Origin of the sequence: Stakelama portus (assembly GCF_003171655.1) — a bacterium.
Taxonomy (GTDB): Bacteria; Pseudomonadota; Alphaproteobacteria; order Sphingomonadales; family Sphingomonadaceae; genus Sphingomonas; species Sphingomonas portus.
The window spans coordinates 307,740-333,905 of sequence record NZ_QFZL01000002.1; the positions used below are offsets into that span (position 1 = coordinate 307,740).

Here is a 26,166-nt window from a genome sequence, read left to right on the forward strand (position 1 = left end):
ATTGTGTTAAAGATCGATCGAGTCCGCCGTCAGGAAGAATGGTGTCGCGGGCATCCTACCGGGAGCATGGCTATGGCGGATGTAACACTGAGCGCGACACCCAAAGGCAATGGTTTCCAGGCAACCGTTACCTATTCAAGCGGCGTGTCGATCAGTTCGGCAGAAGCCTTTCCGACGAAGGCCGAGGCCATTTCAGCAGCGGCCATGAAGGTACTCGACATGCCCGATCGGCTGGAGGAATTCGATGCGTCTACCGCCGAGGTCTGATGCTGCAGGGAATGCTCGCGCAATGCCTCCGGGAGCGACAAAACGGGACCCGAGCAAAAAGATAGGAGGAAGCCCTGACGGACTTCCTCCTTGTGTGTGGCATCAGATTTCATCGCTCAGCTTTCCTGGCACTGTGTCGATGACCCGGTCCAGCATGGCCTTGGGCAGTGCGCCGTAATCGCCCTCATCGACCGCGATGTAACCTGCCTCACCATCGGTCAGGACATATTGGGTGAAGTAGCTGTGAAGGGACCGGGCATGAGCCTTGTCGAGTGCGGCAACGAAAGCTGCCTGATCTGCCTGGAATGAACCCTGCGCGATATTCAGTGAAGCGTACATGATCTTTCCTCCTGATGTTCGATGCGTCGCATCAGGAGCTGCGAGGATGTGGGTGACGGGCCGGGTCAGGGACCGCGCATAGCGCGGCCGCGAAGCGGCGATGGGGGAAACGATTTTTGCCGGGCTTGCCCGGTAAAAATGGTGGGGCCCCGTCGTCCTTGACGCGGCCCCAAAGCCCGCATCACACTTGGCCTTTCTGCGAGAGAGACCTCTCCAACGTCAGCGTGAAAAGCACTGGCATCGCGGCAAAAACCGTTTTCCTACATGGCCCCATGCTGGCACTGTCGCGCGTGGAGGGGACCAACGGTCAGCGAAAGGACAATCTGATGGCCAGGTCCAAACCGAGCGCGCGCAATGCGCTCAAGAAACTGCGTGAACAGCGCGACGAACTCGATGCACAGGAGGCCAGGCTCCGAGATGAAGCAGCCGGCGAACTGGGCAAGGTTCTTCTCGAATGCGGAGCCGAAACGATCGAACCTGCGCAATTGAAGCAGCTCATCCGCGCATCGCTCACCATCGGGATCGACGATGCTCTCAAGCGGCTCTCCCCCGCTTGACACTTCAACCGCGGCGGGGCGTGGGCTCGATGCCCCGCCCCGCCGTTCACGACAGCGAGCACAAAAAAGGCCCCGATGGCGCGAACCATCGGAGCCTTGTTGTTTGCGGGAGGCACTCAGTCCTCATCGATGTCGGGCGCACCTTCATTGTTCGACGTCCGGCCCTTGGTGAGGAAGTCCACCTTGTCGGCGATGATCTCGCAGCCGTAGCGCTTGGTGCCGTCCTGGTCTTCCCATTGCGTATAGTGGATGCGCCCCTCGACCGTCACGAGCTGGCCCTTGGTGCAGTACTTGGCGACGTTCTGGCCGAGACCGTTGAAGCAGGTCACGCGGTGGAATTCGCTGTCCTTGGCGGTGTAGCCGTTTTCGTCCTTGTAGGTCTTGCCGTCCTTGCGTGCGGGACGGTCGGTGACGACCGAGATCGAGGTGATGTTGGTACCGCCCTGGGTCGTGCGGTTTTCGGGATCGCGGGCGATGCGGCCAACGAGGATTACGAGATTGGTCATGGTCTTTCTCCTGATCGAGCATTCCGGGTCCATCCCGGCTGCAAACCCGACTAGGAAGCGGCCACGGCGAAGCGCACCGAAGGGAAACCTCGATCTGGTTCGGGTGGTGCGGGCAGCCGGGCGCAGCCCGGCAACTCGGCCGGACCTGATCGGGGTTGCGCGTCTCGACGGGGATGCTTCAGGAAAGGTTTGCTTACAGGCCGGGTTGGTCCCGAGTGCCTTGCACAGGCCAAGCCATGACTTTTCGTATTATCGGGATGCGACGTACCCCCTGACCTCGCCTGCCTTTAAAGGCGACGTCATATCTCGACTACCGACGCTCCTCCCGAAGTGGACGAAAGCCCCCTTGAAAACGCGCCGCCAGCAGCAGTCTCCACAGTGCCAAGCGGCATAGGCTCGTCCAGACGATGGCCCCGCAACATCCAGTCTTGGGGCGTGATGAGGCGCCCCCAATCCGCAAAGGAAGGAATCGTGCCCAAGTCCTCGCGGACGTGCTGCTCGCCTACAAGGCGAACGGGCACGACACGGCTGTCGGCGTTGACGATAGTAGGCCCGAACAGCGTTTCGAGCATGAAAATGCCTTCGGCATGGTGCCGAAGGGCCCGGTGCCGCGGATCGGCAAAGATCGCCTTCGACTGGTCAAACCATTGGTGGAGCGGCAGGTAATCTTCCACCACCCCTCCCCATTTCCGAACCGACGATAGGGCGTGATAATAGCAATGAGCCATCGCACTTCTCCTAGAGATCAGTCGAATGGTCGTCGGTCGCCGTGTAACGCAGCTGGCAGTCCAGAACGAAACTCGGCGCAGCCACGTCGATGACCAGTTCGCCGCAGGCACCATCATTGATTTCCCACCCGGGATGATGGCGTTCGAGAGCAAGGTAAGTCAGTTGCTCGAGGGCGGAACTGAGGCTCTGGTCGTCGCCTTCTCCAGCACAGTCGATCGTCAATTCGGGACACGGAACACTCGCCCCCACGGCGTCAGAGAAGACGCATTCTTCGACCGCACCGCTGTCGCCGCACCCATCAAAGCGGATTTCTACGCGGACAATTTCGGCATTGCGCAGCGGGGCAATGATGGCTGCCTTGAGCCGCTGGAGTTCACTTTGTGCCTGCGCCGCACGTTCGACCTGGCGGACAGCAAAGTCAGCCATGATTGCCTGAAAATCAGTCATGAGATTTCTCCTGCAGTGTTCGGGCAAGGACCGATCGTCTTGCCCACGATAACAGGCGATCTCTTTCCTCTGACGGGCTGCGCCAGCGCCGATGGCGCTGGCGCGATGCCGGACGCATCAGTCGGTATCCTGAGCCGCGCGCTTGGGAGAAGTTCCAAGCGGACCGCGGCGATCGACGACGGTAATCCGACGGGATTTGGCTTCGATGACGAGGCGCTCCAGAACCCCGTTTCCAGGAAAGGCGACGACATAACGGGGGTCGAGCGAGAGCATACGCTCGTTGCGCTTGAAGCCTGCGCGCGCGCCCAGGCGCATGTCGAGGGAGAAGCTGATTTGGGGGATACTGCGTCGCTCCGCCCATGAGGATGCCAGACGGTCAACGCCCTTGGTGTCGCCACCATGGACAAGCACCATGTCAGGAACCCGGTCGTGGACCTTGTCCAGAGTAGCCCAGACGTTGTTGGCGAAGGTGAGCGCGTCCTGCTCGTTTGGATGGCGTGTGCGGCCACCGGCAAAGATCACCGGCGTGCCTTCAGGCATGGCGGCGCGGCGCTTGGCTTCGGACCGGGCTCGGACGAACTCGCGGCCCTCCACAAGCGCGGAAGTCAGCATGGCGCTGTGATTGAAGCGCGAACTCGACACGGGCTTCCACGAGGAGCCGAATTCGTTGAGATAGAGGGCAGCGGCCACTTCGCGCATCTCTTCGAGAGCGATCATGGCCCCTTCGGCACACTGCGCACGCTCAACCTGGGTCTCGAGTTCATGGGTATGAATTTCGGATCCATCGGCAGTGGCCAGGAGCGCTCGGACTTCGTCGGTTGCGCGGTCAACTGCGGTCGATTTGCGGGTCGCGGAACGGTGGAAGATGTTGACGAACGCCCAGCCGAGGTCCTCGGCATCGGCCTCCAGCGCAGTCCCAGAGACCATCGCAAATAGATCGGACCAGACCGCTTCGAGCGTCTGGACTACCGCATCGTGGACCGGAAAATCATTGGTGGAAACCGGGGCAGGACCAATCGAAAAACCGGAAAGATCGAGGCCGGCAAGTTGGTCAGAAAATGATGAGTGCATGGGTATTGTCCTCCTGACTGGCGTGAGGCTGACGCACCCGCTCATGGCTGCGCCAGCGAGAGCCCGTCAGGGCCAGCTTGAGGCAGTCTCCGCACCCGACAGGGGAAACCCGCTTGGGCAGGCTGGCGCGGGCAGGCCAACGGCCCACACAGGGCCGGGCCAACTCGGGCCTGCGCAAGCCGGGTTGCGGAAGACTGGCGGCTGGCCCAGGGCCTTTCTCGCATGGCTTCAGACCATGAGTGCAAAAGCAAGCTTCGTCAGGGAGGACAGGCACCTCGCCACGGTCAAAATGACTGGCGCATTCAGGCCACCCGTTTTGCGTAAACGCCCTCACCGTTCGACATGTGACCGAGGCAGACGTAGTCGCCGAACAACGCTTCAAAACGCGAGGCGATCTGGGACAGCCAGCGTTGTGCCCTCGGCGATCTGGCCGTGCGCCAATCGGCATCCCAATAGGTGCCATCGTCACGCTCGACGATCCATACCGCAACCAGGCCGGCGTAAACCGACACGCCGAAATCCACATAAGCATTGCGCATGAGGACGCGGTCTTCGCGGCCTCGCCAACCGTCGTGGGCGATCAGGGAAGGGAATGCCTGCCCTGCGCGCTCGCGCAGATCTTCGCGGAGCCACTCATATTCGAAGTCCCAGTCGTCGTCGTCTTCGACTTCGAGCACGGTGAAGGCGACAATGGCCCCGCTGGGGTAACTGACCGATCGGCCCATGACACCCTCCTTCAGGCGGCCAACGCAGCGTCGGCACACGCTTCGTCGGTATCATCGGCAGAGATCCGTCCTCCGAGTCTGAGCAAAAGCCTCGATGCTTCCTCAGCCTTTGCGGCAGCGGTGAGAATGGCACGGTCATCCTGCTTCAGGAGCTTGAGCCAGTGCTCGATATAGCTCGCATGGCTATCCAGGTGGGTGACTGGCAGACCGAGTTCAGCGCCAAGCATTGCGCTCGAAAGTTCGGCAATGAGTTCCTCGGCAGCGTAAGCTGCAGAACCAAATCGATTCTTGAGATTGCGGTCGAGGCGACTGGCATGGCCGGTCCAATGCGATAGCTCGTGCGCGAGCGTCGCGTAATAGTGATCGAAGCCCGAGAAGAGATGCGCGGGCGGCATTGTCACCCGGTCAGCCACTGGCTCATAATAGGCTTCGTCGCCCTGATGCCGCAGGACGGCCGGAATACCGGCAAAGAATGAGTCAAGTTCAGCCTGACGGCCCTCGGGTTCCACCACCTCAAGCGTCGCGGCGGGATGGAAGTGTTCCGGAAGACCTTCGACCTGATCAGCATTGAAAACCGGGTAGGCCTTCAACACGCGACGACTCTCGTCGGTTTTTTCGCCGGTGTCGGGTGCTTCGACTTCCTTGGTGTAGCTCTTGTAGAAGATGGCGATGGTGGATTTTTCACCCTTGCGCACCTGTGCGCCCAGTTCTTTGGCCTGATTGTAGGTCATCCAGAACGGCGAGGCGTAACCGCACATGTCGGCAACCATCCAGAGCCAGAATACATTCATGCCGCGATAAGGGATGCCGCACGCCCGCAATGGGCGCGAGAATGGCACACCGCGCCATGGCTTGATCCACGGCTTCGTGCCGGACTCGAGGCGAGCGATGATTTCCTGGGTGATACGGGTAGCAGGCGACACTCCGCCGCTTTGTCCCTTGCGATAGGCCATGTTGGATCTCCTGAAATGGCCTGACGACAGTTCCGTCGGTCAGTGCCGGAGATCCCGGAGCCCCCTCCGCTCTCTTTCCACGAAGGAAGCGGCCCCCCGGCATGTGCCGGAGGACCGCTTCACGTGGGCGAGCAGCCGTTCCTGTCAGGAGGAGGTCAGGCGGCCAGCTCGCTCGGGGGCTGATGGTCGTCGTTGGCGACGAAATCCACGTCGGGACTTTGCGCTTCGTTATCGGCAGGAATTTCCGGCTGGTCGGCAAAACGCATGACTTCGGGCACCCAGGCGAGGGCCCTTTCCCGAACTTCGACCTCGGTGATGTAGGTCCCCGCGAAGACGCGCTCGGCGCTCATCGCGAGATCGCCCTTTTTCACCGATGCAAAGCGTGAGGACAGTTCCAAGCCGCCAACATCGGTGAGCGCATCAAGGATGACCTGCTTCGAGACGCGGTCGAAGTAGTTTGCCGCGGTCGGACGCCACCATTGCGCCATGTCGATACCGATCGTGCTGCCCAGATGATCTTGGAACGTGATCTGACGTTCGCCTGCCATGTTGAGGCTCGCCTCGAGTGTGCGAGCGACGACGAAGCCGAGCCATGCTGCGCGACTTTCATCAGCGAGTGCCCGAAACATCTTGAAGCGCGACGAAGCGTCTTCGCCAGATCGCCAGCTCTCATCGAGACCCGAGCGCAGGTCCGCAAGGGATGCGCTTGCCGGCGCATCCTTCGCTTCGAACCCGACAATCGGACCCGCGGGGACGCCGCCACGCAGGGTCGTGGCCGCGCGTGACCGCCAGTCGTGGGTGTCGGCATCCGCGAGGGTGAAGACCATGATGTCGAGCGAAAGGCCGGGATCCGATGCCACGTGGAGCGAGAGCACGTCACGACGTTGCATCGCAAGTTCGTCGACCAGACGCTTGGAAAGCGCTGCACGGCGTTTGCCATCACTGCCGACACTCGCAACGACTTCGACGACATCTTCGTCACCAACGACTTCGATGTCGCGCTCGCCGTAGAACACCGGCTGGAGAACTGGTGTGCCGTCGCGCGAGAGAACGAGGATCATTCCGGCATCGGCCTTCAGTTCGGGTGCCAGCTCCGGGGGCTTTGCCCGAATGTCCTGGCATTCGCGCTCGATCGCTTCGATCGTCGCCTCGGCCGCAGCAATTGCTTCTTCGGCGCTGTCTTCGTCCTCAAGAATGGCCGCATGCTCGTCGTACGAGGCATCGAGCTCGTCAAGGCGGGCCAGTTCGGCGTCAGTCAACGGAGCCGGCTCGGCCGGAAGGCGAATGAGACCTTCGACGAGATCGTGACTGGCATAGGCGTCAAGCGTCGGCTTGACCCAGGCAAGACCCTGCTCTGCTGCGAGCGCCTTGGCGCGCTTTTCCATCTCCTCCGCAGCGAGCGTTTCCAGAAGCGCGACATCAACCCAGGACTCGCTGTCATCGTCGTCGAACAGTTCGCGTTCGATCCGGCCACCTGCAGCGATATAGGCTTCGCGACCGACAAGACGGGCCCGAGCATCGCTGCCGCGAACCGTGCCGGAGAGCACCATGCGCCGGATACTGTCGGCGCTGGGCGCATAATAGCCCGAGGACGCCTGTTCGTAGACGCGAGCCTGAATCTCCTGGTCGGAGGTCGCGCCGAAAGCTTTGGCGAGATCGAGAGTGATTTCGCCGGCCGCCAGTGCATCGAAGACAACGGGTGCAAGGGTCGCGAGACGCAGCCGGCCTTCAACGAAGCGGACCGTCAGTCCGAACCGGCGCGCGACATCCTCCATCGATGCCCCTGCCTCGATCAGGGCAGCGAACGCTTGCGCTTCGTCGGCGGGGTTCATCGCGAGGCGATGGAAGTTTTCGGCCAGGCTCGTTTCGACTGCGATTTCCGCATCGTCCTCAAGCACGAGGCAGGTAACCTCGTAGCCCTTCGGCAGGACTTTCTCTTCAGCAAGTGCCAGCAAGGCGCACCGGCGGCGCTCTCCGGCTTGGACCTCGAATTTGCCACGAGCAGCAGGCCGAACGATGAGGTTCTGCAACAACCCATGGGCTGCAATGCTCGCTTTCAGTTCGACATCTGCGGCTGGGTCGCCTTGGCGGCGCACATTGCGAGGGGACTGGACCAACTTGGTCAACGGGATCGTCTTGATCATGGGATATACTCCTGATTGCGAGCCCAGCATCGACCATCAACGCTCGTTCGGCTCAAACAGAAGCAAGCCCCCTTCCCTCTCAATGACTGCCGGTGGGCTGATTGCTGACAGTCAGCAGTTATAGGTTGAAACGACGCAAGCGGACGTTCGACAACTTGTCCCACTCGGAGGCCTTTGCGTGAGCAGGAGAAAACTGGGGGATAGTCAAGCGCGCGCTTTGTTCACTCATTGTTCTGTGCTATTTATGCCCGATGATTAACCGCGAAGAAGACGCAAAGCTTGCAACTGTCGAAGCCATGCTCGCTGCCGAGGGCATGAATGAAGCGGCCGAACTATTGCGCGAGGCTGAAGCCGAGATCACCGAAACCGGCTACGACAACTGGAACGGCGGAACGCGGATACACACCGTATTTCTGACCATCGAGCCTTCCGAGTTTGGACGGTTGTCTGCAAAGCGCAGTTCTTTGGAAGAGCAGATTACCGCGCGGGTGAAATCTGTGTTCGAAGATGGCTCGAATGATTGGTTTAGTGTTGAGATCCGGCCCCGCATCCAGGCCCGTACCGATTGGCGCTCATCACCCGGCCGGCTGTCCCGGCGTGCCCGTCAGAACATTATCGACGGGTTGAAGGTTGAGAAGGTCCAATGGATGGGCGAGCTCGATGATGTAGAATTTCTGCAGCGCCTTTGGGACCTCGAGTCCATGCCCTCTACGGATCATCGCTTCGAGAACGCAGCGGGGGATATTTGGCAGCATCGCCGGAACAACGACGACTGGGACGATGACTGGATTTTCGCTGATCGCAGGTTCAACCTGCTGAGCGGACCCGCGGACATGTTCTTGGCTTTCCTTGCAGAGATGGTTCACCCGATTGTTAGGCCCGATCGGAACAAAGCGTTGGAAATGGTAAGATTCTTCAACGACCAACTGCACCCTGAGGGTTGGTCGCTGGTCGAAGTGGAAAAGATTGCGGGACGGCCGCGCTTTGTTGCCAAACCCATCAGCGATTACGGCGAAAGATCAGTGCTGCGCGCAAAGACTGTCGCTGACGCTCTCAATGCAGGATGGATGAAGAAGGAGATAGAGAGACTTGAGAATTCTGTCGATCGCGATCCTGCATTGGCAATCGGTACTGCAAAAGAGCTCGTCGAGAGCTGCTGCAAGACGGTGCTCACGAATAGAGGGATTCCATTCAGCAAGAATGCAGACCTTCCCACGCTGACGAAGTTGGTTGCAGGTGAACTCGGTCTTGTGCCCGAAGGAATCTCGGAGGAAGCGAAAGGGGCAAACACCATCAAGCTGATCCTCCGCAATCTGACTGCGCTGACGCAATATTTGGCGGAGCTGCGAGGGCTATACGGTTCAGGTCATGGGCGTGACGGTCAGCACAAGGGCCTTCAACCTCGGCACGCAAGGCTTGCGGTCGGCGCTGCAGTTTCTTTCATCGATTTTGTAACGGAAACCTATCGCCAGCGCACCGACAGGCAGGAAAATGCTCTCACGGAGGCCGAATAGACGACCTGGAAGTGGGCAACGAAGAGTCGACAGCGGAGATAATGTTTTCGGCCGAGCATAGTTTTTGAGCAATCATCTAGGCGTAAATAGTACAACGGTTCGAACTGAGCTAATCTTCGCCTAATTGGGGACATGCGGACAGCAGGGCAGACAGTCCGGAGGGATAACCAGATCCGATGGCACAACTCGATTTTCTCGAAGAAGCAACTCCACAAGCGTTTTCCCTTCCGGCACTGACCTATGGGCCGATCAAGATGACCATCGGTCAAGTCCGGGCGCAGCTTCGGCCCGCAGCCGAGATTGAACTAATTCCCGACGGCCAAATTAGGATTTCGCCACGGAGATTGGTGCCGGTGTACAAGCATCCCCAGGGTGAACGTTACGCGATCGTAGATCGACGCACTTTCGCGCGGCCAGACGATATCGACGGGCTGCTCCTGCGTGATGACCGGCAGCAGCTCAGCTGGCTGAGCCACCGAATGATTGACGAACTAGAGAGCGCGGCAACGGCAGACGGCTGGGACTCGACGCTTGCGGCCCGCGCAGCCGCCGCTTGGGACGACAAGTTCAGCTTCCGCACCGAAGTTCCCAATGACGACGGATCGGTTGACCCGGGCAACGAGGGCCTGCGGCCACCGCAAATTGGCGCACTGCATGCGATCGGAGCGCATTGGAGCTTGTACAGCCAGCCAGCGACGATCGTCATGCCGACCGGCACTGGCAAGACCGAAACCATGTTGTCAGTACTGGCCGCCTATGTGCGAAAGCCGTTGCTGATCGTGGTACCGTCGGACGCGCTGCGCGCGCAGACGGTCGGAAAGTTCCTTACGCTCGGCCTGCTGCGTCAACTGGGCGTGCTGGCGCAAGACGCCGGAAATCCGATCGTAGGAATTGTCACCAAGGTCCCAAAATCGTTAATTGATCTGGAGATATTCGAGCGCTGTAACGTAATCGTCGGCACGATGAGTTCGCTGGCGGGCTCAGCGGCGCAATCGCTCGGGCCGGAGATTGCGAAACGCGTCGGCGCGCTCATCGTCGATGAAGCACATCACATCGGCGCCGATACGTGGTCCAAGTTCAGAGATGCGTTCGCCGGTAAGCCGGTCTTGCAGTTCACTGCGACGCCATTTCGTCGGGACGGCAAACTGGTCGATGGGCAAGTCATCTACAATTACCCGCTCAAGCGCGCGCAGCAGGATGGCTACTTCAAGACGATCACCTTCGAGCCAGTCTACGAGCCTAACCCCGACCAGGCCGATCTCGGCATTGCCGAGACAGCCATCGCCCAGCTACGTCAGGATCTCGACAACAAGCTTAACCATCTCATGATGGCGCGTTGCTCGACGATCGAGCGCGCGAGTGCGGTGTTCGACGTGTATCGCAAACTCGCGCCTGACTTGAGCCCGCTCTTGGTCCACTCGCGGCAGACCGATATCGCCAAGCGCATCGAGAGCTTACGCGCCGGCACGAACCGGATCGCGGTGTGCGTCAACATGCTGGGCGAAGGGTTCGACCTGCCCGAGCTCAAAATCGCGGCCATTCACGACCTGCACAAGAGTCTTGCCGTGCTGTTACAGTTTACAGGACGATTCACCCGGAGCAGCGGCGAGCGGATCGGTAATGCGAGCGTCATCGCCAATATCGCCGAGCCGAACGTGTCGACCGCCCTGGAGCGGCTCTACAGCGAAGACGCTGACTGGAACGAACTCCTGAGCGAAATGAGCTCGGTAGCGGCTAAGGATCATGCGCGTCTCGTAGCGTTTCTCGACGAAGCGCAGCGTCTCGATAAGGGACCGGAAGATGACGACGCCACCATCTCTCATCAGTTGCTGCGCCCTGGGCTCAGCACGCTGACTTATAAAGCAACGGGGTTCGCGCCCAAGCGATTCATCGAGGGCTTACCCAAGGATCATGTTCCATATCGCGTCTGGCTGCACGCATCATCGAACACACTGTTCTTCGTCACGCGCAGCGAGCCCTATATAAAATGGACTCGCTCCAAGGCGGTGCGCGACCTGGAATGGGCGATTTTCGTTCTCCACTACGATCAAGCAAACGGCCTTCTTTACCTCTCTACGAGCGACAAGAGCTCGACCTTCGAAGCGCTGGCGCAAGCGGTCGGCGGGACGAAGCTCATCAATGGCGACACGATATTTCGCAGCCTTGGGCGGATCAGCCGTCTGCAATTCCAGAACGTCGGCGTGAAGAAACATGGAAGACGCAACCTCTCTTACGCGATGTATACTGGCGCAGATGTCGCCGCCGCGCTCGGCCTCACCGAGAAGGGAAGTTCGGTAAAGGCCAATTTGAGCGGAATGGGCTGGGAAGGTGGTCGTCAGGTTCTGATCGGATGCTCGCTTAAGGGTAGAATCTGGTCCCGAGACTACGTGCCCATTCCACAGCTCAATGACTGGTGCGAGCATAATGGCGCCAAGCTGGTGGATCACAGCATCGACACGTCGAAGCTTATCGACAATGTCCTTATCCCGAGTGAGGTGACCGCGCTGCCGGCGGTTGAAGTGTTGGCGATCGACTGGCCATTCGAAATGCTTCGGCAATCCGAAGAGCGAGTGGTCTTCGTCAGCGCGACGGCCGAGCACAGCATGACGACGACAGAGCTCACACTTCTCAACGTCGATCGGGCGGCGAACGCGATCGAATTTGCAGTCGATGAAGCGTTGACTGGCCGGCTCGGCGAGTTTCGTTTTACCGTCGACGCCTCGCGGGGGTTTCGCGTCGTGCAAACGAGCGGAGGGCTCAAGATCGGCTTGACGATCGGCAAGCTCTCCTGCCCGCTCGAGGAGTATTTCTCGAATTACCCGCCGATCTTTCGGCTCGTCGACCTGACGGATCTCGACGGCAACCTCCATATCGCACCGCAATCGCCACAGGATCTCGTGATCTCAGAAGATCGATTCGAGGCATGGGACTGGAAAGGAGTGGACCGCACCAAGGAATCCTATTGGAAGGGCGGCGTTGGCCGCGAGGATTCTGTGCAATGGCACGTCGCCAAACAATATGTGGAGGCTGGATTCGATATCGTCTTCGATGACGACGATGCCGGCGAGGCCGCCGACCTGGTCTGCATGAAGCTGGAAGACGAGTTTATTCGCGTCGCATTTGTGCATTGCAAATATTCGGGCGGCAAGGACGCTGGCGAACGCGTCAAGGATGTCGTGGAAGTAAGCAGCCAGGCCATCCGTTGCGCAAAATGGAGCGCGAAGCTCCCGCAGCTCAGCCAGCATCTGAAGTTGCGCAACGAGCGGCTGAAAGGCGGGAGAGCCAGCCGGTTCATCGTCGGCACGACGACGGATCTGAACAAGCTGGTCAAGCTCAACCGGTTCAAGCCGATGCAAACCGAGATTCTAATCGTGCAGCCGGGTCTTTCACAGTCAAAACGGACCAAGGAACAATCCACGGTGCTCGCGGCGGCTTTGACCTATTTGAAAGAGACGATTGGCGTCGACGTCACCATCATTTGCGATGCCTGAACGAGGAGCAGGTCACAGGATATGCTGCAGGAGTTCTGAATGTCCGAGATGAGGGCGCAAGTTGCCGGAATCGCCGCAGTAGAACCCGGACGTTGGATCTTCAGTCTACTCAGCATCCACCACTCGAAATACGGCACCTGTTCCCGCATCTCGAACCAGGTCGACCCCCGCACCATCCCAGTGATAATCTAGGTGTCGCCCTTGAACAGGGTCTGACGCGCAGTCAGGATAAAATAGCCCAACACATTCGCCGTTCTGATGCCGGATGCTCGGATAGACCAAACCTTCTGCGCCATTCGTCCTGAGGGTTGCAGCGAGGGCTTGCGATGCAGCATAGTTGTTGGGATCAAGTGCGGGATCGCCTGCGGCAAGGCTCCTGAGATCGTGAAGATCGGCGCTTACCGAAAGGATGATCTCACGGAACTGTGAGGTCCAGCCTGGTGCTTCTACAGTGCGAGCCATGAAGCGGGCATGATGATGGATTGTCTCGAACAGCGCAGTTTCGAATGCATCCCCCGCGTATAGGACGCCGTAGGTCCCATCGGTGAAGCGACTTGGCCGGTCAGTGCTGACATGCGTGAACAGGGCCATCAGATGGGATGCACCGTTGCCCCCTACCCGGCGCTCAGCAGGTACCAGATCGAGATTGCCGATCGTCGCCATAATGCGGGGATTGGTTTTTTGCTCGGCAGAGATCAGCAGCGGCCAGTCTGCGGGGTCTGCGATATCTTCGAACAGGTCGATCGGTCGAAAGGCACTGCGGATAATCCGTACAGCACCTTTCCACTCGACCTGGGCAACCGGAATCACCTTGGGATCAATCACCAGGCACCACGTTCGGCATCAAGATAGCGACGCACCCGCATGATATCAGTCAGCTCGCCGCCAAGCATGACGTCGAGCGCGCTCGCTCCGGCAAAGGCGGCGTTGCCTGCCTTGATCCAGACGTAGCCACGCTGGGCTTCTGAAAAGATGATCCTCAGCGCCTTGTGAATACCCATCAGGTTGGAGAGCCGCGCCGCACCATCGCGCGAGACACGGCCCGCACCCTCAGCCTTCCACCGCCGGTAGGAGCGAACCGGCATGTCGAGCAGAGTCGATGCCTGCTCGTCTGTGAGTTCCCATTTGCCGAACAGGTTCAGCACGGCGCGAAACATCGCCGCTGCTTCCTCCTGAGTTACAGGGTCGGGTCGGAAGGCGTGGGGGACGGTATCAACGGGTTGCAAAGCCAACATGACTATTCTCCATATGGCAGCATATACCATTTTAGATGCCATTTGGCAAGATGCGTCAAATTCAGTCTGCAAGCCGCGCCAAGACCGCCACTGCGTTCGTGGTCGGAACGAAAAGACGCGTCTGATAGCGGATGATCTCGGTGAAACACCCATGTGCTTTGTACCAGTCGAGCCGCGACGCCGACCAACCAGCCAGTTCGAGCCGCTGCGCGCCGTTGACCAAGCTACGCTTGAGCGTGAGCGCTTCGCGGCTTCTGATTTGCATCGGCCGCCCGGTCCCGTTCACCGCATCGATGATTTGCTCTGCCGAGAAGGCATGTTCGTCTTCAAGGCCAAGCGCCTGGCATAGTTCGGGCACGCAATGGAGAGGAACCTCCCGGCCTAACAGCGAGCGTCCGTCTCGCGCCGAGATCCGGCTGACCCGAACATAGTCGGAAGGTAGTTTGTCCCACACCGGAAGTAGGAGGCCGGTTGCAAGATGCAGTCGCTCCCGCTTGTGACTTGATGCGGCGTCATCGACCTCCGCCTGCCACAGGCGCTGAAATTCGGTTGGATCCACCGTTTCCCAGTTGCTCTCCTCGAGTTGATCGGCGGTGATGTGCCCATGCTTCAAGGGACGGACAAGCTCGAAGCGGGCCACACGCATTCCTTCGTCGGTGAGCAGGCTGCGCGCCGGGACAAGCAGCCCGATCCGGCCTGAGCGCGCATTACGCAGAAGTTGCTGACGCGCACCTGACAAGCCGTAGAGCTCCTCGAGGCGTTCGAGACGCAAAGGCTTGAGCGCGCGGGCGATCTCAAGTTCCAGGAGATGCGTAGTCGCACCCGACAGCGCATCTGTGCGCAGTAGCGTGTCGGTCAGCACCTCGTAATGCTCGACCGCAATGGTCTCGACCCCAATGTCGAGAGTGCCCGCCTGGCGTGCTGCATCGATCCGCGCTTCGACGAGGCCGAGAAACTCGTCAAATATCCCGTTTTGCAGAGCAATGGGCAACGCAAGGATGCGATTGAGCCAGCGCTGGATTGTTGGCAGGTCATCGACCATCCCGCCGCCGGGACCTTCGACCCTGAGCCCGCTCAATTCCTCAAACCGAGAGAGCGTAACGGCCTCCAGTTTGCCTGCGAACAATAGGCCAAACCAGCGATGAAGCGCCTCCTTGGTGTAGGCGCTCTCGAGATTGTCGGCAGGATCGAAGAGGTTCTGCCCACCCGTCTGGCGCTGCCCGCGGGTTAGCGCGCCGAGGCTGTCAAGCCGACGTGCAATGGTCGATATAAACCGACGTTCGCCACGCACATCGGTGGTCACAGGGCGGAACAGAGGGGCCGATGCCTGATTGGTGCGGTTGGTACGGCCAAGGCCCTGGATTGCGGCATCGGCCCGCCAGCCCGGCTCAAGCAGGAAGTGGACCCGGCGCATCTGGTTCTTTGCGGCGAGGTCGGCATGATAACTGCGGCCGGTGCCACCAGCATCGGAGAAAACGAGAATTCGCTTTGTCCCGTCCATAAAATCTCGCGTCTCGGCGACATTGGCGCGCGGAGAGCGCGACTGGAGCACCTGGCGCCCATCGCGTCCGACGATCAGGCGGCGGGTACGGCCGGTGACTTCGGCGACCTGATCGACACCGAACCGTTCGATGATCGCATCGAGCGCCGTCGCGATCGGCGGCAAGGCACAGAGCTGCTCGATCATGCGATCGCGCGCGGCAAGCGCCGAACGACAGAGAACAGGGGCACCGTTCTCATCACTCATCGGTTCGGACCGAGCATTGCCGTTCTCGTCCGTAAACACGGACATCAACCGCACCGGAAAGCTTTTGGTGAGGTAATCGACTACGTATTCGCGGGGGGAGAGATCGATTTCGAGTGCTTCACGTTCCGCATCGGAGAGATCAGCGAGGCGGCGGTTGAGCATGGCTTCGGCGGTCGAGACGAGTTGCACTACAACAGCGTTGCCGTCGGCAAGTGCCGTATCAATCGCAGGCAGCAGGCTCGGCAGCTTCATGGATAGAAGGAGCTGCGCGAAGAAGCGCTGCTTGGTGCCTTCAAACACCGAAAGCGCAGCCGATTTGGCACCTGAATTCAGGGTATCGCCACTGTCAGTGTCGACGATCCGCGTTGCCTCGAGAGCTTCGCGCAGGTTGGCATGAATGATTGCCCAGGCGTCTGCATAGGCGTCATAAACCGCTACCTGGTCGGGGGTCAGGCAATGCTCGAGAATCTCGTACTCAACTCCGGCGAATGAAAGGGCCCTCGCCGCATACAGACCCAGTGACTTCAGATCGCGCGCGACCAGTTCCATTGCAGCGATACCGCCATCGCGGATATCTGCGACGAAGGCTTCGCGATTGGCAAAAGCCGTCTCGGGACCCCAAAGGCCAAGACGGGTGGCATAGGCGAGATTATTGACGTCGGATGCCCCGGTCGCCGAAGCATAGAGCACGCGGGCGCGCGGCAGCAGATTCTGGATGCGAACACCGGCAATGCCCTGCTCCGATCCCTTGACCTTACCACGTGCGCCTTCCCCGCCTGCGGCGTTGGCCATCGCATGGGCTTCGTCGAAGACGATGAGCCCGTCGAAGTCCTCCCCTGCCCATTCGAGAATCTGATCGAGCCGGGTCGCGTCGCTTCGACCCGAACGCAGCGTCGGATAAGTCACGAAGAGTATGCCCTCGCGCATCCCGATCGGGACACCGAGCTTCCATTGGCCAAGGGGCTGGACGTCGATGGGAAGGCCGCCGAGCGCGCTCCAGTCGCGGCGGGCATCTTCGAGCAAAGCTTCGTTCATGGAAATCCAGATGTGGCGCCGTTTCCCCCTCACCCACCGGTCGAGGATGACGGAAGCGACCTGCCGTCCCTTCCCTGCACCAGTCCCGTCACCAAGAAAGTAGCCCATACGGTAGGCGTGCCCCTCGGCGCTCGCCTTCAAGGTGCAGCCCTTGTCGTCGGGCTCAAACCGGCCCGGCAGATCGCGGGCATGCGCGCTTGCGGCATAGATTAGGGTCTCGGCCTGCGCAGCGGATAAGTCGCCTCCAGCAATGATGCTCGACGGAAGCTGAGGCACCACTTCGGGCACAGGTGCGGTTATCGAACCCATCGCGACAGATTCGACCAGCGGGGTCGGATGCGGAACACCATCTGCAATCGAGATCCGGCTCGGTCGGTAAGGCAAATAATGCCCAACCTGGCTTTCGATCGGCGCAGGTGCTTCGAGCGGAGTAAATTCAAGCGGCAGGATTGATGCCGCTGCCGCGGCTGGACGAACCTTAAGTGGAACCGGTTTCGTCCTGTTCGCCACCAGTCGGAGCGGCAAGGCTGGCCTGGTGCCGATTCTGGGTTCGGCGGGCAGGCTTACCCGGTCAGGCAGCATATCGATCAGCAAATGAAGCTCGGCAAAGGTTGCCGGCTGGGCTATGATCGGGCTGTTACCATCCTCAGCCTTGTCGAGAACCACGAGCCGGGTTGAGATAGAGGTGCCCTGCTTGACGAAACCGCGCTCGATCGTCGCGTTGAGACGCAACGAGACGGGACCGGCGATCCCGACAAGAAACTTCGGAAGCTCGAACCATTCGGGCATCACTGCCACCAGGCGGCCACCGGGCAGAAGGCGCTTCCAGGCAGAACGCAAGTGCCGATCGCCAGTGCGACTATCGTGGCCCCTCTCGATACCGTGTGAATAGGGCGGGTTCATCAACACCACGCTCGGACCCACGTCGGGCGTGAGAAGTTCGTCGATCAGTTCCCCGTCAAATCCCGTGACTGTCGCTTCCGGAAACACGGCGCCCAGACATTCGCGGCGCAGCGGCGATATCTCGTTGAGAGCAAGACGCGCAGCTGCCTTTGCCGCCCATACGCCCAGCATCCCGGTCCCGGCCGACGGCTCGAGAACCAGTTCATTGGCAGAAATCGCGCATGCCTTTGCAGCCATCCAGGCCAGACGGGGCGGCGTTGCGAATTGTTGCCACTCGATCTGCTCATCGCTCCGATTGGACTGGGTCGGGACCAGACGTTCGAGGTGCGTGAAAGCCTCATCGGCAGCGCTGGATGGCATCGCAAGAGAGAATTCAATTGCCTGCGCCAGGAACAGCACCTGCGCCAATTCAAGTGCGGCATGGGCATCGCGTACGGACCAGCGCCCTTCGGCGTCGCTACCGCCGAAATGATCGGCCATTGTTGCATTCACAGTATGCCGTGAGATTGCTTGATCTGAACCTAGCCGCGCGGCCAGCGCCTTCGCCGCTGCCAACACTTGCGGCTCGGCGGGATCGGAGAATGCGAAAGCGGTATTTGCGTGTGACATGAGAGACCTCCTGAAGAGGCCCTGGGTTTGTCCGGGTGTCCGCTCAGATGGATCCGCCCGGGGGCCTCACAAGGCCCCAAGCCCGCTTTCCTCTCACCGACATTCAGACCGCAGCTCGTACTGAGCGCATGAGCACATCATTCCAGTCGTCACCGGATAGCTCCGGGCGCCTGGTGACAATCAGCCGCCCTTCGCAAGCGTAAGCCTCGCGCGCGCGTTCCTCAGCAAGGTGCCCGCCCGCATCATTGTCGACAAAGAGATACAGCTGCCGCACCGATTCCGGGATGGTGGCCAGACCGAAGCGTTCGTTTCCCAGCGTCGCCCAGCAGGGAACATTGAACATTTGCATCGCGGAGAGGGCCGTTTCGTTTCCTTCTGCGAGGCCAAGGCGCCCCCCCTCCGGGTACGCGAAACGCACCGCGCCAGAACCGGGACTACCTAACGCACGCCTGGGCTGATCGAAAGAAGCCAAGCTGGTTTTGTCCAGGTCAAGGAAGGAGCGGTGCAGCGCCAGAATTCCGGCATCATTGCGCACGGCCGCCACCATCGCGGGTAGAAACCGGACAGCACCCTTTGGCCCCAGCGGCATACGCGGGTGGAAACGCAGCTCCGGCGAAGCAATCGTGATGCCTCTGGACGCGAGGTACTTCTCGGCGGGGCTGCCAGCGATGGTCGACGCCTCACGCCAGAGCCTCAGCGCATTGCGATTGGCGACTTCCTCGCGCGGTTCGGCCACGATCGGACCACTCGTGCCATCGAACAGGTCCGCAATTCGTATTCCGAGCCCGGCCATGGCTTCTATCACCGCGTCGTTCGTGCAGCCGGCAAAGCAATGAACAAGGATTGCGCGCTTTCCGAGTGTGATGCTTAGCGAAGGAGTGCGGTCGTCGTGGGCCGGGCAGCAGCACATTCCGCGCGAACGCGACCAGGCACCGCCCAGCTGCTCGACTATCTTGCGCGCGCGGTTTTCCAGTTGCAGACCTTGGAATTGGGATGATCGGTGTTGGTGCATGGGGGCATCTCCATCGTAACGTGCCTCCACCCGCGCAGCCTCCGCTCTGCGTCGCTGACGTTTCATTTTCCTACATCAGATGTTCTATATATGTTCTTTCCCGATTCGGCCATCAAAGGATTGGGGAATGAGACTGAAATGGACAGTAGCTGCTGCGGCAACGACAGGATTTGGGTTCGCGCTCCCCGCTCACGCGCAGGAGATGGAGCCCCCTCAGATGACCGTTGCTTCGGAATTGACGACCGATGGCTTCCGCGTTGCAGAAGGAACCGATGGCTTTCGTCTCGTCGAACACGGCATTTGGAGAATGCCTCCAGCGGGCTCGTCCGAGCCGTCGGCTACCGATGCGGGTCGAACCTATCTGCCCTATCGATATCCAAAGCCCCAGGGCAGCGCGCCATCCGGCTTCCGTCGGGCAAGCTACCTTCCTCATGTTTACGCCGCTGAGGCTCAATATTCGCTACCAAGGGGCCTTCTCGACGCGCTTGTATGGACGGAGTCCCGATATAATCCCTTGGCGATCAGCAAGGCTGGCGCCGCAGGTTTGGGCCAATTGATGCCAGGTACAGCGCGGGACCTTGGCGTTTCAAATCGCTTCGATCCCAAGGCGAACATCTTGGGTGCGGCCCGATACCTACGCCAGATGCTCGACAAGTTCGGGGTAGTTCATCTGGCCCTCACCGCCTACAATGCAGGTCCCGGTGCCGTCGAGCGCGCCGGCGGTGTTCCACGCAACGGCGAGACGCCGGCCTATGTGCGCGAAGTGCTGCGCCATTGGCGTTTTTGAGCGGGGGGCATTGTGAGTGCAGGTCGAATACGCGTGTCGGGGATGTTAAGCCGCGGTAGACGCGGAATGTTCCTGACCACGACAGACGAAGTCGTCTGGATCATCGAGAGCGACGAACTCGAATGCGAATTCGTCGGATCAGCGGTGATTGTCGAGGGGGTTGTCGCAGGTCGAGATCGTTTGCGCGCAGACTGGATGGGACCGGTCTGATCGAAGCCATCGATATCAGGCTGCGCGCTTTCCTGCCTTCTTGATGTCGATCACCTTCCCGCCGCTCAGATAGTCAGCCCAGTCCTGCATCATCCGACGCCGAGGAGCCAGGTATTCAGCGGCATTGTAAGCTCCACGCACGTCGTTTTTCTCCGAATGCGCGAGCTGTAGTTCGACCCAATCCTCATGGTATTTCCTGATCCACACGGGCGGCATACCGAACTCGACCAACTGCTCATTGGCCCAGGTGCTCGCCAAGCCCCGGAAGCCGTGTACGGTTTGGCGGCTGTGGTATCCGAGACGGTAGAGCGCGTAGATCATTGTGTTCTCTGAAAGCGGCTTGTTCAGGCCATTGCCCGGGAAGAGAAACTCGCCAGGCGCTGCTGTTATCATGGATTTCGCGATGTGCGTTGCCTGCTGCGAGAGGGGTACCAAATGCTCTCGTCCCATCTTCATTCGCTCGGCTGGTATCCTCCAGACGGGTGATTTCCCGCCCAGGTCCTCAAACTCGGATTTGGCGGCGAAACGCAGTTCCTTGGTTCGAACCCAAGTCAGGAGCGCAAAGAGAACTGCCTCACGGGTGATCGCGGACCGTCGTTCGCCCTCTTCCTGGTAGGCATGCAGCTTCTCGATGAATGCGGGCAACTCGCTGAGCGGCAGCCGGCTCATATGCTTCACTCTTGGTCGCGGCTTTAGAGCCCCGCGCAAATGCGTCGTCGGATCGTTCGAGGCCAGACCACACGCGATTGCGAACTGGAAGACTTGCCCCACCCCTTGTTTCGCACGCCGGCTGATATCGAGCGCGCCTCTTGCTTCGATCTTGCGGATCATGGCCAGGACGTCGGGTGCCGTGATTTCATTCACGAATTTCTCGCCGATGACTGGAAAGACGTCCCTTTCCATGCGCGACCAGACGCGTTCGGCATGCGCGGCATTCAACGCGCTCTTTCGATTTTCATGCCAGCGCTTTGCGACATCGAAGAAGGTGGCTCCTTCCTGCGAGATCACTTCTCCCTTGGATTTCATTGGATCCTTGCCCTCGGCTAGCAACGCCTTTGCGGCTGTGCGCTTGTCGCGCGCGGCAGCTATCCCGAGATCTGGGTAAGCGCCGAAGGAGAGCAACTTCTCCTTGCCCGCGAAGCGGTACTTCATCCGCCATAACTTTGACCCGTTCGGCTGTACGAACAGGAACAAGCCCTCCCCGTCGGCCATCTTGTAGGCGCGCTCGCGTGGCTTGGAATTTCGGGCCTGAATCTCCGTGAGAGGCATTGGGGGTATCGCTCCTTTCCGATACTCCGCGAAAATACCCCCAAAATACCCCCACACCAAATCCGGCTGCATGTGGAAGACCATGGGCGCATGCGGACGCGAATCACCCGCAACCCTCTGCTTTTCTTTCGATTTTCGGAAAAATGCGGAAGCTAGTGGAAGCTTCCGGATCAAGGAATGGTAGCGGAGGAGGGACTTGAACCCCCGACACGCGGATTATGATTCCGCTGCTCTAACCAGCTGAGCTACTCCGCCCCAATGGCCCGATGGGCTCGGCGAGCGCGCCACATAAGTCGGGTACGGGCGGCGGTCAAGCGAACATGTGCCGCGAATGCGCGTCCCATGGTCCGCCGCGATACCACCAGCTTGCCAGCCCGGCGATTTGCAGCGGCATGGGCACGAAATCCGCACGCATTTCCGTAAGCAGTCTGCGCGCCGCCGGGCGGTCGACCTTGTTCTGAATGGTGACATGCGGCCGCCATCCGGCCCGGTCCTGCGGCAGGAGCAGCGGAGCAAAGGCATCGGCAAGCGTGTCGCGGACATCCTCCAGCCCCGGACTATCGATTCGCAGTGCAACGCCGCCGCCCAGATCGATGACGCCCGCAATCCGTGCCGCCGGGGCCCGAATTCCGCGCGTCGCCGCCGACAGCCGTTGCTTGAGTTCCGGGCCAAGGCCGGGCGGCAGATGATGGAACAAGGTGCAATGCGCCGGTACCAGGTTCCGCTCGGGCGGGAAGTGGCGCCGCCGCAATCCATCGAGCCGGGCGAAATCCTGGGCGCCGAACAGCGCCGTGACGATCAGCGGCGCGAGATCGGCAGTTGCTTCGTTCAAATCTCGACCTGGCTGCCCAGTTCGACGACTCGATTGGTCGGCAGCTTGAAGAACTCCATCGCGCTTTCCGCGTTGCGCAGCATCCAGGCGAAGACCTTTTCGCGCCACACCATCATCCCCGGCTTGGCCGAGGGAAGCAGCGTCTGCCGCGCGAGGAAGAAGCTGGTGTCCATCATCTTGAACTCTGCGCCGCAGCTGTGCACGCGTTTGAGCGCCGCGGGCACATCGGCATCCTGCATGAAGCCATAGCGGATCACCATGCGGTGGAATCCCTTGCCCAGATCCTCGATCTCGACGCGCTTCTTTTCGGCCACGAACGGCTCGTCGATGATCTTCACGGTGAGCAGGATCACGCGCTCATGCAGCACCTTGTTGTGCTTGAGGTTGTGCAGCAGCGCGTGCGGCACCCCTTCGGGAGTCGAGGTCATGAACACGGCCGTGCCGCCGACGCGGGTTGCCGAATTGGCCGCGCTTTCGATGAAGATCTTCACCGGCATCGCGCTTTCGCGCAGCCGCTCCATCATCAGCTTGCGGCCCTTCGACCAGGTGGTGAGCAGGCCGAAGATCACGAAGCCGACCGTCAGCGGGAACCAGCCGCCATCGGGAACCTTGGTCAGGTTCGCCGCGAAATAGGCGCCATCGACCAGCAGGAAGAGCGCGAGCAGCGGAATGGCGTAGCGTTTCTTCCACTTCCACAGCACGAACAGGACGACGCCGAGCAGGCAGGTGTCGATCAGCATCGCACCGGTAACGGCGATGCCATAAGCCGAAGTGAGGTTCGACGAGCTCTGGAACGTCACCACCAGCAACAGCACCATCGCCATCAGCAGCCAGTTGATCAGCGGAATATAGATCTGGCCCGCCGTGGCGGCGCTGGTGTGTTCGATGCGCAGGCGCGGCATGAAGCCCAGCTGGATCGCCTGTTGCGTTACCGAGAATGCGCCCGAAATCACGGCCTGAGACGCAATGATCGCCGCAGCAGTCGCGATGCCGACCAGCGGCAGCTGCAGGCTTTGCGGCGCCAGCAGGTAGAATGGGCTTTCCAGCGCGATCACGCCGTCGCGGATCAGCAGCGCCCCCTGCCCCATATAATTGCACATCAACGCCGGCAGGACGAAGACCAGCCAGGAAACACGGATCGGGTTGCGGCCGAAATGGCCCATATCGGCATAGAGCGCCTCGGCCCCGGTCACGGCCAGCACCACCGACCCCAAAGCCAGGAAGGCCGCCAGCGGATCATGGGCAAAGAACAGCACCGCGAAATGCGGCGAAAAGGCCTGGAGCACCTGCGGCGTCTTGAGGATGCTGAGGATACCCAGCACTGCGATCGTCGCGAAATAGATCAGCATGATCGGGCCGAAAAAGGCACCGACGCGCGCCGTGCCGGTCCGCTGGATCGCGAACAGGCCGACCAGAATGATAATCGCGAGCGGAATCACCCAATCTGAAAAGGCCGGCGAAGCGACCGAAAGCCCCTCGACCGCGCCGAGCACCGACACGGCGGGGGTAATCATGCTGTCGCCATAGAATAGCGCCGTCGCGAACACGCCGAGCAGGATGATGCCGCGCGTCCAGCGCCGTTCCTTTGTACGGCCCGATATCAGCGCCAGCAGCGCCAGGCTGCCGCCCTCGCCCTTGTTATCCGCGCGCATGATGATCGTGACATATTTCAGCGTCACCACGATCATCATCGACCAGAACATCAGGCTGATGACGCCCATGATGTGCAGGGTGTCCAGATCGAGCCGGTGATGGCCCGCAAAGGTTTCGCGGAACGCATAGAGCGGGCTGGTGCCGATATCGCCGAACACGACGCCGACTGCGGCGATCGCAAGTTTCCACAGCCCCTGCGGATGCGCATGGGCTCCATGTTCGTCAGGCAGGATCTCGGCAGCCGCCCCGGGCTTGCCGTCGGTTTCGCTCACGGACGGCTCGTTCGGGCCGATTGAAAATACAACTTGGTCATTGGCGACCGGTTTCTTCTCGTCTCGGGACGCGCGGCGTTAGCACGCACCCTGTTGCACCGCAACGGTGGAGCGAAAACCGTCGAAAAAGCCCGGAAACACGCCACTATTCCGACCCGAACAGTGCGTCGGCCTCGGCGCGGGTGGGCACGGATCGCAAAACAAAGCTGCTGTTGATGGTAACGACTCCGGGAAGCCGGCCCAGCCGTTCGCGGTGCAACCGTTCATAATCGTCCAGATCGCGACACAATATCTTGAGCCGGTAATCCTGGCTCCCCGATACCAGCGCGCATTCGACCACGCCGTCGATTTCCGCCACCGCGCGTTCGAATTGCGCCAGATCCTCCTCGACCTGCGTGCCCAGCGTGATGTCGACCAGCGCGGTCACGCGAAAGCCGAGGCGGCGATGCCCCAGATGCGCGCCATAGCCGAGCAGATAGCCCGCCGCCTCCAGCGCCTGGATCCGCCGGGTGCACGCCGATTGCGACAACCCCGCCTGCATCGCGATGTCGGTTACGGACGCGCGTGCGTCCCGGGCCATTAGTTTCAGAATTTTTCGATCAATTCTGTCAATCTGCATGATTTCACCGAATTTTGTATTTCGGATGCATGATTACTGTGGCGCAACTGTCTCGACAATGCAACTTTGCACGGATTCGTCCGTTGAATCCGACTATATCCGCCCGACAAAAGAACGGGAGAATATGATGCGGATCGGTGTTCCTCGGGAAATCAAAAATCACGAATATCGCGTCGGGCTGACGCCGCCGTCGGTCTCCGAACTCGTCGCCGCCGGGCATGAAGTCTTCATCGAATCGACCGCCGGGCATGGCATCGATTTCGAGGACGCGGATTATGTCGCCGTCGGCGCGCAGATCCTGCCCGATGCCGCTGCCGTTTTCGCCGCGGCGGACATGATCGTGAAGGTGAAGGAACCGCAGGCGCAGGAAATCGCACTGCTGGAGCCGCGCCACACGCTGTTCACCTATCTCCACCTCGCCGCCGACAAGCCGCAGGCCGAAGGGCTGATGGCGTCGGGCGCGACCTGCATCGCCTATGAAACGGTGACATCGCCTACCCGTTCGCTGCCGCTGCTCAAGCCGATGAGCGAAGTCGCCGGTCGCATGTCGGTTCAGGTCGGCGCGCATTATCTGGAAAAGGAACAGGGTGGTCGCGGCATCCTGCTCGGTGGCGTGCCGGGCGTGGCACCGGCGCGAGTCGCGATCCTGGGCGGCGGCGTCGCGGGCATCAATGCCGCGCAGATGGCGACGGGCCTTCGCGCCGACGTCACCATCTATGACATCAACAATGATCGGCTGGCCGAGCTGGACATGCATTTCGGCAGCCAGATCAAGACCGCCTATGCCAGCAAGGCCGCGGTCGCCGCGGCCGTGGAAAAGGCGCATCTGGTGATCGGCGCGGTGCTGGTCCCCGGTGCCGCCGCGCCCAAGCTGGTCACGCGCGACATGCTGAAGACGATGAAACGCGGCAGCGTGCTGGTAGATATCGCGATCGATCAGGGCGGTTGTTTCGAAACGTCGAAAGCGACCACCCATGACGACCCGGTCTATGAAATCGACGGCGTCATTCATTATTGCGTGGCGAATATGCCGGGCGCGGTGGCGCGTACCTCCGCCTTTGCGCTCAACAACGCGACTCTGCCGTTCGTGCTGGCGATCGCGAACAAGGGCGCGGAGGCGGCGATGGCCGCCGATCCGCATCTCGCCAATGGTCTCAATGTTTCCGATGGGAAGATCCGGCATCAGGCAGTCGCCGAGGCGCTCGATCTTCCTTTCACAGCCTGGTCGCGCTGAGCACTG

Annotated in this window: 23 protein-coding genes and 1 tRNA gene; 7 read left to right on the top strand and 17 right to left on the bottom strand. The window is 60.5% G+C overall.

Annotated features, from left to right (window positions below; all coding sequences use genetic code 11):
- Window positions 1-72: 72 nt before the first annotated feature.
- Window positions 73-267: a hypothetical protein gene (locus tag DKB74_RS06765; RefSeq protein ID WP_109807378.1), complete on the top strand. Its 195-nt coding sequence runs from the start codon at window positions 73-75 to the stop codon at window positions 265-267.
- A 102-nt stretch (window positions 268-369) separates the two neighbouring features.
- Here the strand turns inward: DKB74_RS06765 and DKB74_RS06770 are convergent, their stop codons facing one another.
- Window positions 370-606: a hypothetical protein gene (locus DKB74_RS06770; RefSeq protein ID WP_109807379.1), complete on the bottom strand. Its 237-nt coding sequence runs from the start codon at window positions 604-606 to the stop codon at window positions 370-372.
- A gap of 272 nt (window positions 607-878) precedes the next feature.
- Between DKB74_RS06770 and DKB74_RS06775 the strand changes: the two genes are divergently transcribed.
- A complete protein-coding gene (locus DKB74_RS06775) occupies window positions 879-1,163 on the top strand; it encodes a DUF6437 family protein (protein ID WP_239987412.1) in 285 nt (94 codons plus the stop codon).
- Window positions 1,164-1,279: 116 nt separating this feature from the next.
- On the opposite strand, the gene DKB74_RS06780 is transcribed toward DKB74_RS06775, so the two are convergent.
- The 7 genes from DKB74_RS06780 to DKB74_RS06810 form a co-directional block, all read right to left on the bottom strand.
- A complete protein-coding gene (locus DKB74_RS06780; RefSeq protein WP_109807380.1) occupies window positions 1,280-1,669 on the bottom strand; it encodes a single-stranded DNA-binding protein in 390 nt (129 codons plus the stop codon).
- 299 nt (window positions 1,670-1,968) lie between these two features.
- The gene (locus DKB74_RS06785; RefSeq protein WP_109807381.1) at window positions 1,969-2,397 is read right to left on the bottom strand and encodes a DUF6915 family protein; all 429 of its coding nucleotides are present in this window, start codon (window positions 2,395-2,397) and stop codon (window positions 1,969-1,971) included.
- A gap of 10 nt (window positions 2,398-2,407) precedes the next feature.
- Window positions 2,408-2,845 carry a DUF6878 family protein gene (locus tag DKB74_RS06790; protein WP_109807382.1) on the bottom strand — a complete coding sequence of 146 codons (438 nt, stop codon included), beginning with the start codon at window positions 2,843-2,845 and terminating at the stop codon, window positions 2,408-2,410.
- Window positions 2,846-2,962: 117 nt separating this feature from the next.
- The gene (locus DKB74_RS06795) at window positions 2,963-3,916 is read right to left on the bottom strand and encodes a DUF2493 domain-containing protein (protein WP_109807383.1); all 954 of its coding nucleotides are present in this window, start codon (window positions 3,914-3,916) and stop codon (window positions 2,963-2,965) included.
- 302 nt (window positions 3,917-4,218) lie between these two features.
- The gene (locus DKB74_RS06800; RefSeq protein WP_109807384.1) at window positions 4,219-4,641 is read right to left on the bottom strand and encodes a hypothetical protein; all 423 of its coding nucleotides are present in this window, start codon (window positions 4,639-4,641) and stop codon (window positions 4,219-4,221) included.
- 11 nt (window positions 4,642-4,652) lie between these two features.
- Entirely contained in the window at window positions 4,653-5,594 is a 942-nt protein-coding gene (locus DKB74_RS06805) for an ArdC family protein (protein ID WP_109807385.1), read from the bottom strand.
- 155 nt (window positions 5,595-5,749) lie between these two features.
- Window positions 5,750-7,738 carry a ParB/RepB/Spo0J family partition protein gene (locus DKB74_RS06810; RefSeq protein WP_109807386.1) on the bottom strand — a complete coding sequence of 663 codons (1,989 nt, stop codon included), beginning with the start codon at window positions 7,736-7,738 and terminating at the stop codon, window positions 5,750-5,752.
- 251 nt (window positions 7,739-7,989) lie between these two features.
- On the opposite strand from DKB74_RS06810, the gene DKB74_RS06815 reads away from it, so the two are divergent.
- Both DKB74_RS06815 and DKB74_RS06820 read left to right on the top strand, forming a co-directional pair.
- Window positions 7,990-9,252 carry an abortive infection family protein gene (locus DKB74_RS06815; protein ID WP_109807387.1) on the top strand — a complete coding sequence of 421 codons (1,263 nt, stop codon included), beginning with the start codon at window positions 7,990-7,992 and terminating at the stop codon, window positions 9,250-9,252.
- Window positions 9,253-9,428: 176 nt separating this feature from the next.
- Window positions 9,429-12,743 carry a DEAD/DEAH box helicase gene (locus tag DKB74_RS06820; protein ID WP_109807388.1) on the top strand — a complete coding sequence of 1,105 codons (3,315 nt, stop codon included), beginning with the start codon at window positions 9,429-9,431 and terminating at the stop codon, window positions 12,741-12,743.
- A 105-nt stretch (window positions 12,744-12,848) separates the two neighbouring features.
- On the opposite strand, the gene DKB74_RS06825 is transcribed toward DKB74_RS06820, so the two are convergent.
- From DKB74_RS06825 to DKB74_RS06840, 4 genes are all read right to left on the bottom strand, one after another.
- Entirely contained in the window at window positions 12,849-13,568 is a 720-nt protein-coding gene (locus DKB74_RS06825; protein ID WP_109807389.1) for an RES family NAD+ phosphorylase, read from the bottom strand.
- Window positions 13,565-13,978, bottom strand: a complete 414-nt coding sequence (locus DKB74_RS06830; protein ID WP_109807673.1) for an MbcA/ParS/Xre antitoxin family protein — start codon at window positions 13,976-13,978, stop codon at window positions 13,565-13,567. Before DKB74_RS06830 ends, DKB74_RS06825 begins: the two co-directional genes overlap by 4 nt.
- A 61-nt stretch (window positions 13,979-14,039) precedes the next feature.
- Window positions 14,040-18,272 (bottom strand): strawberry notch family protein, encoded by a 4,233-nt coding sequence (locus DKB74_RS06835; RefSeq protein WP_109807390.1) that lies wholly within the window; start codon window positions 18,270-18,272, stop codon window positions 14,040-14,042.
- A gap of 103 nt (window positions 18,273-18,375) precedes the next feature.
- The gene (locus DKB74_RS06840) at window positions 18,376-19,284 is read right to left on the bottom strand and encodes a DUF7146 domain-containing protein (protein ID WP_109807391.1); all 909 of its coding nucleotides are present in this window, start codon (window positions 19,282-19,284) and stop codon (window positions 18,376-18,378) included.
- Window positions 19,285-19,501: 217 nt separating this feature from the next.
- Here DKB74_RS06840 and DKB74_RS06845 point away from each other — a divergent pair, with 217 nt between their 5' ends.
- Together DKB74_RS06845 and DKB74_RS18880 are read left to right on the top strand one after the other, a co-directional pair.
- On the top strand, window positions 19,502-20,071 hold the full coding sequence (locus DKB74_RS06845; protein ID WP_239987413.1) for a lytic transglycosylase domain-containing protein: 570 nt from the start codon (window positions 19,502-19,504) through the stop codon (window positions 20,069-20,071).
- A gap of 42 nt (window positions 20,072-20,113) precedes the next feature.
- Complete coding sequence (locus tag DKB74_RS18880) at window positions 20,114-20,281, top strand: DUF5818 domain-containing protein (RefSeq protein WP_275658161.1); 168 nt, start codon at window positions 20,114-20,116, stop codon at window positions 20,279-20,281.
- A gap of 15 nt (window positions 20,282-20,296) precedes the next feature.
- Here DKB74_RS18880 and DKB74_RS06850 read toward each other — a convergent pair whose 3' ends face one another.
- The 5 genes from DKB74_RS06850 to DKB74_RS06870 all read right to left on the bottom strand — a co-directional run bounded on the left by DKB74_RS06850 (window position 20,297) and on the right by DKB74_RS06870 (window position 24,926).
- Window positions 20,297-21,550 carry a tyrosine-type recombinase/integrase gene (locus tag DKB74_RS06850; RefSeq protein WP_109807674.1) on the bottom strand — a complete coding sequence of 418 codons (1,254 nt, stop codon included), beginning with the start codon at window positions 21,548-21,550 and terminating at the stop codon, window positions 20,297-20,299.
- A gap of 178 nt (window positions 21,551-21,728) precedes the next feature.
- Window positions 21,729-21,805 (bottom strand) — tRNA-Met (locus DKB74_RS06855).
- A 55-nt stretch (window positions 21,806-21,860) separates the two neighbouring features.
- Window positions 21,861-22,382 carry a 2'-5' RNA ligase family protein gene (locus DKB74_RS06860; RefSeq protein ID WP_109807393.1) on the bottom strand — a complete coding sequence of 174 codons (522 nt, stop codon included), beginning with the start codon at window positions 22,380-22,382 and terminating at the stop codon, window positions 21,861-21,863.
- Window positions 22,379-24,268 carry a potassium transporter Kup gene (locus DKB74_RS06865; RefSeq protein ID WP_239987431.1) on the bottom strand — a complete coding sequence of 630 codons (1,890 nt, stop codon included), beginning with the start codon at window positions 24,266-24,268 and terminating at the stop codon, window positions 22,379-22,381. The genes DKB74_RS06860 and DKB74_RS06865 overlap by 4 nt, the downstream gene beginning before the upstream one ends.
- A gap of 184 nt (window positions 24,269-24,452) precedes the next feature.
- Window positions 24,453-24,926 carry an Lrp/AsnC family transcriptional regulator gene (locus DKB74_RS06870; protein ID WP_275658162.1) on the bottom strand — a complete coding sequence of 158 codons (474 nt, stop codon included), beginning with the start codon at window positions 24,924-24,926 and terminating at the stop codon, window positions 24,453-24,455.
- A 127-nt stretch (window positions 24,927-25,053) separates the two neighbouring features.
- Between DKB74_RS06870 and ald the strand changes: the two genes are divergently transcribed.
- Window positions 25,054-26,160 (top strand): alanine dehydrogenase, encoded by a 1,107-nt coding sequence (gene ald / locus DKB74_RS06875; protein WP_109807676.1) that lies wholly within the window; start codon window positions 25,054-25,056, stop codon window positions 26,158-26,160.
- Window positions 26,161-26,166: the final 6 nt, after the last annotated feature.

Bases quoted from the DNA above. Each gene is read 5' to 3' on its own strand.
- DKB74_RS06765 (WP_109807378.1), top strand. From the start codon at position 73: ATGGCGGATGTAACACTGAGCGCGACACCCAAAGGCAATGGTTTCCAG.
- DKB74_RS06770 (WP_109807379.1), bottom strand. From the start codon at position 606: ATGTACGCTTCACTGAATATCGCGCAGGGTTCATTCCAGGCAGATCAG.
- DKB74_RS06775 (WP_239987412.1), top strand. From the start codon at position 879: ATGCTGGCACTGTCGCGCGTGGAGGGGACCAACGGTCAGCGAAAGGAC.
- DKB74_RS06780 (WP_109807380.1), bottom strand. From the start codon at position 1,669: ATGACCAATCTCGTAATCCTCGTTGGCCGCATCGCCCGCGATCCCGAA.
- DKB74_RS06785 (WP_109807381.1), bottom strand. From the start codon at position 2,397: ATGGCTCATTGCTATTATCACGCCCTATCGTCGGTTCGGAAATGGGGA.
- DKB74_RS06790 (WP_109807382.1), bottom strand. From the start codon at position 2,845: ATGACTGATTTTCAGGCAATCATGGCTGACTTTGCTGTCCGCCAGGTC.
- DKB74_RS06795 (WP_109807383.1), bottom strand. From the start codon at position 3,916: ATGCACTCATCATTTTCTGACCAACTTGCCGGCCTCGATCTTTCCGGT.
- DKB74_RS06800 (WP_109807384.1), bottom strand. From the start codon at position 4,641: ATGGGCCGATCGGTCAGTTACCCCAGCGGGGCCATTGTCGCCTTCACC.
- DKB74_RS06805 (WP_109807385.1), bottom strand. From the start codon at position 5,594: ATGGCCTATCGCAAGGGACAAAGCGGCGGAGTGTCGCCTGCTACCCGT.
- DKB74_RS06810 (WP_109807386.1), bottom strand. From the start codon at position 7,738: ATGATCAAGACGATCCCGTTGACCAAGTTGGTCCAGTCCCCTCGCAAT.
- DKB74_RS06815 (WP_109807387.1), top strand. From the start codon at position 7,990: ATGATTAACCGCGAAGAAGACGCAAAGCTTGCAACTGTCGAAGCCATG.
- DKB74_RS06820 (WP_109807388.1), top strand. From the start codon at position 9,429: ATGGCACAACTCGATTTTCTCGAAGAAGCAACTCCACAAGCGTTTTCC.
- DKB74_RS06830 (WP_109807673.1), bottom strand. From the start codon at position 13,978: ATGTTGGCTTTGCAACCCGTTGATACCGTCCCCCACGCCTTCCGACCC.
- DKB74_RS06835 (WP_109807390.1), bottom strand. From the start codon at position 18,272: ATGTCACACGCAAATACCGCTTTCGCATTCTCCGATCCCGCCGAGCCG.
- DKB74_RS06840 (WP_109807391.1), bottom strand. From the start codon at position 19,284: ATGCACCAACACCGATCATCCCAATTCCAAGGTCTGCAACTGGAAAAC.
- DKB74_RS06845 (WP_239987413.1), top strand. From the start codon at position 19,502: ATGACCGTTGCTTCGGAATTGACGACCGATGGCTTCCGCGTTGCAGAA.
- DKB74_RS18880 (WP_275658161.1), top strand. From the start codon at position 20,114: ATGTTAAGCCGCGGTAGACGCGGAATGTTCCTGACCACGACAGACGAA.
- DKB74_RS06850 (WP_109807674.1), bottom strand. From the start codon at position 21,550: ATGCCTCTCACGGAGATTCAGGCCCGAAATTCCAAGCCACGCGAGCGC.
- DKB74_RS06870 (WP_275658162.1), bottom strand. From the start codon at position 24,926: ATGCAGATTGACAGAATTGATCGAAAAATTCTGAAACTAATGGCCCGG.
- ald (WP_109807676.1), top strand. From the start codon at position 25,054: ATGCGGATCGGTGTTCCTCGGGAAATCAAAAATCACGAATATCGCGTC.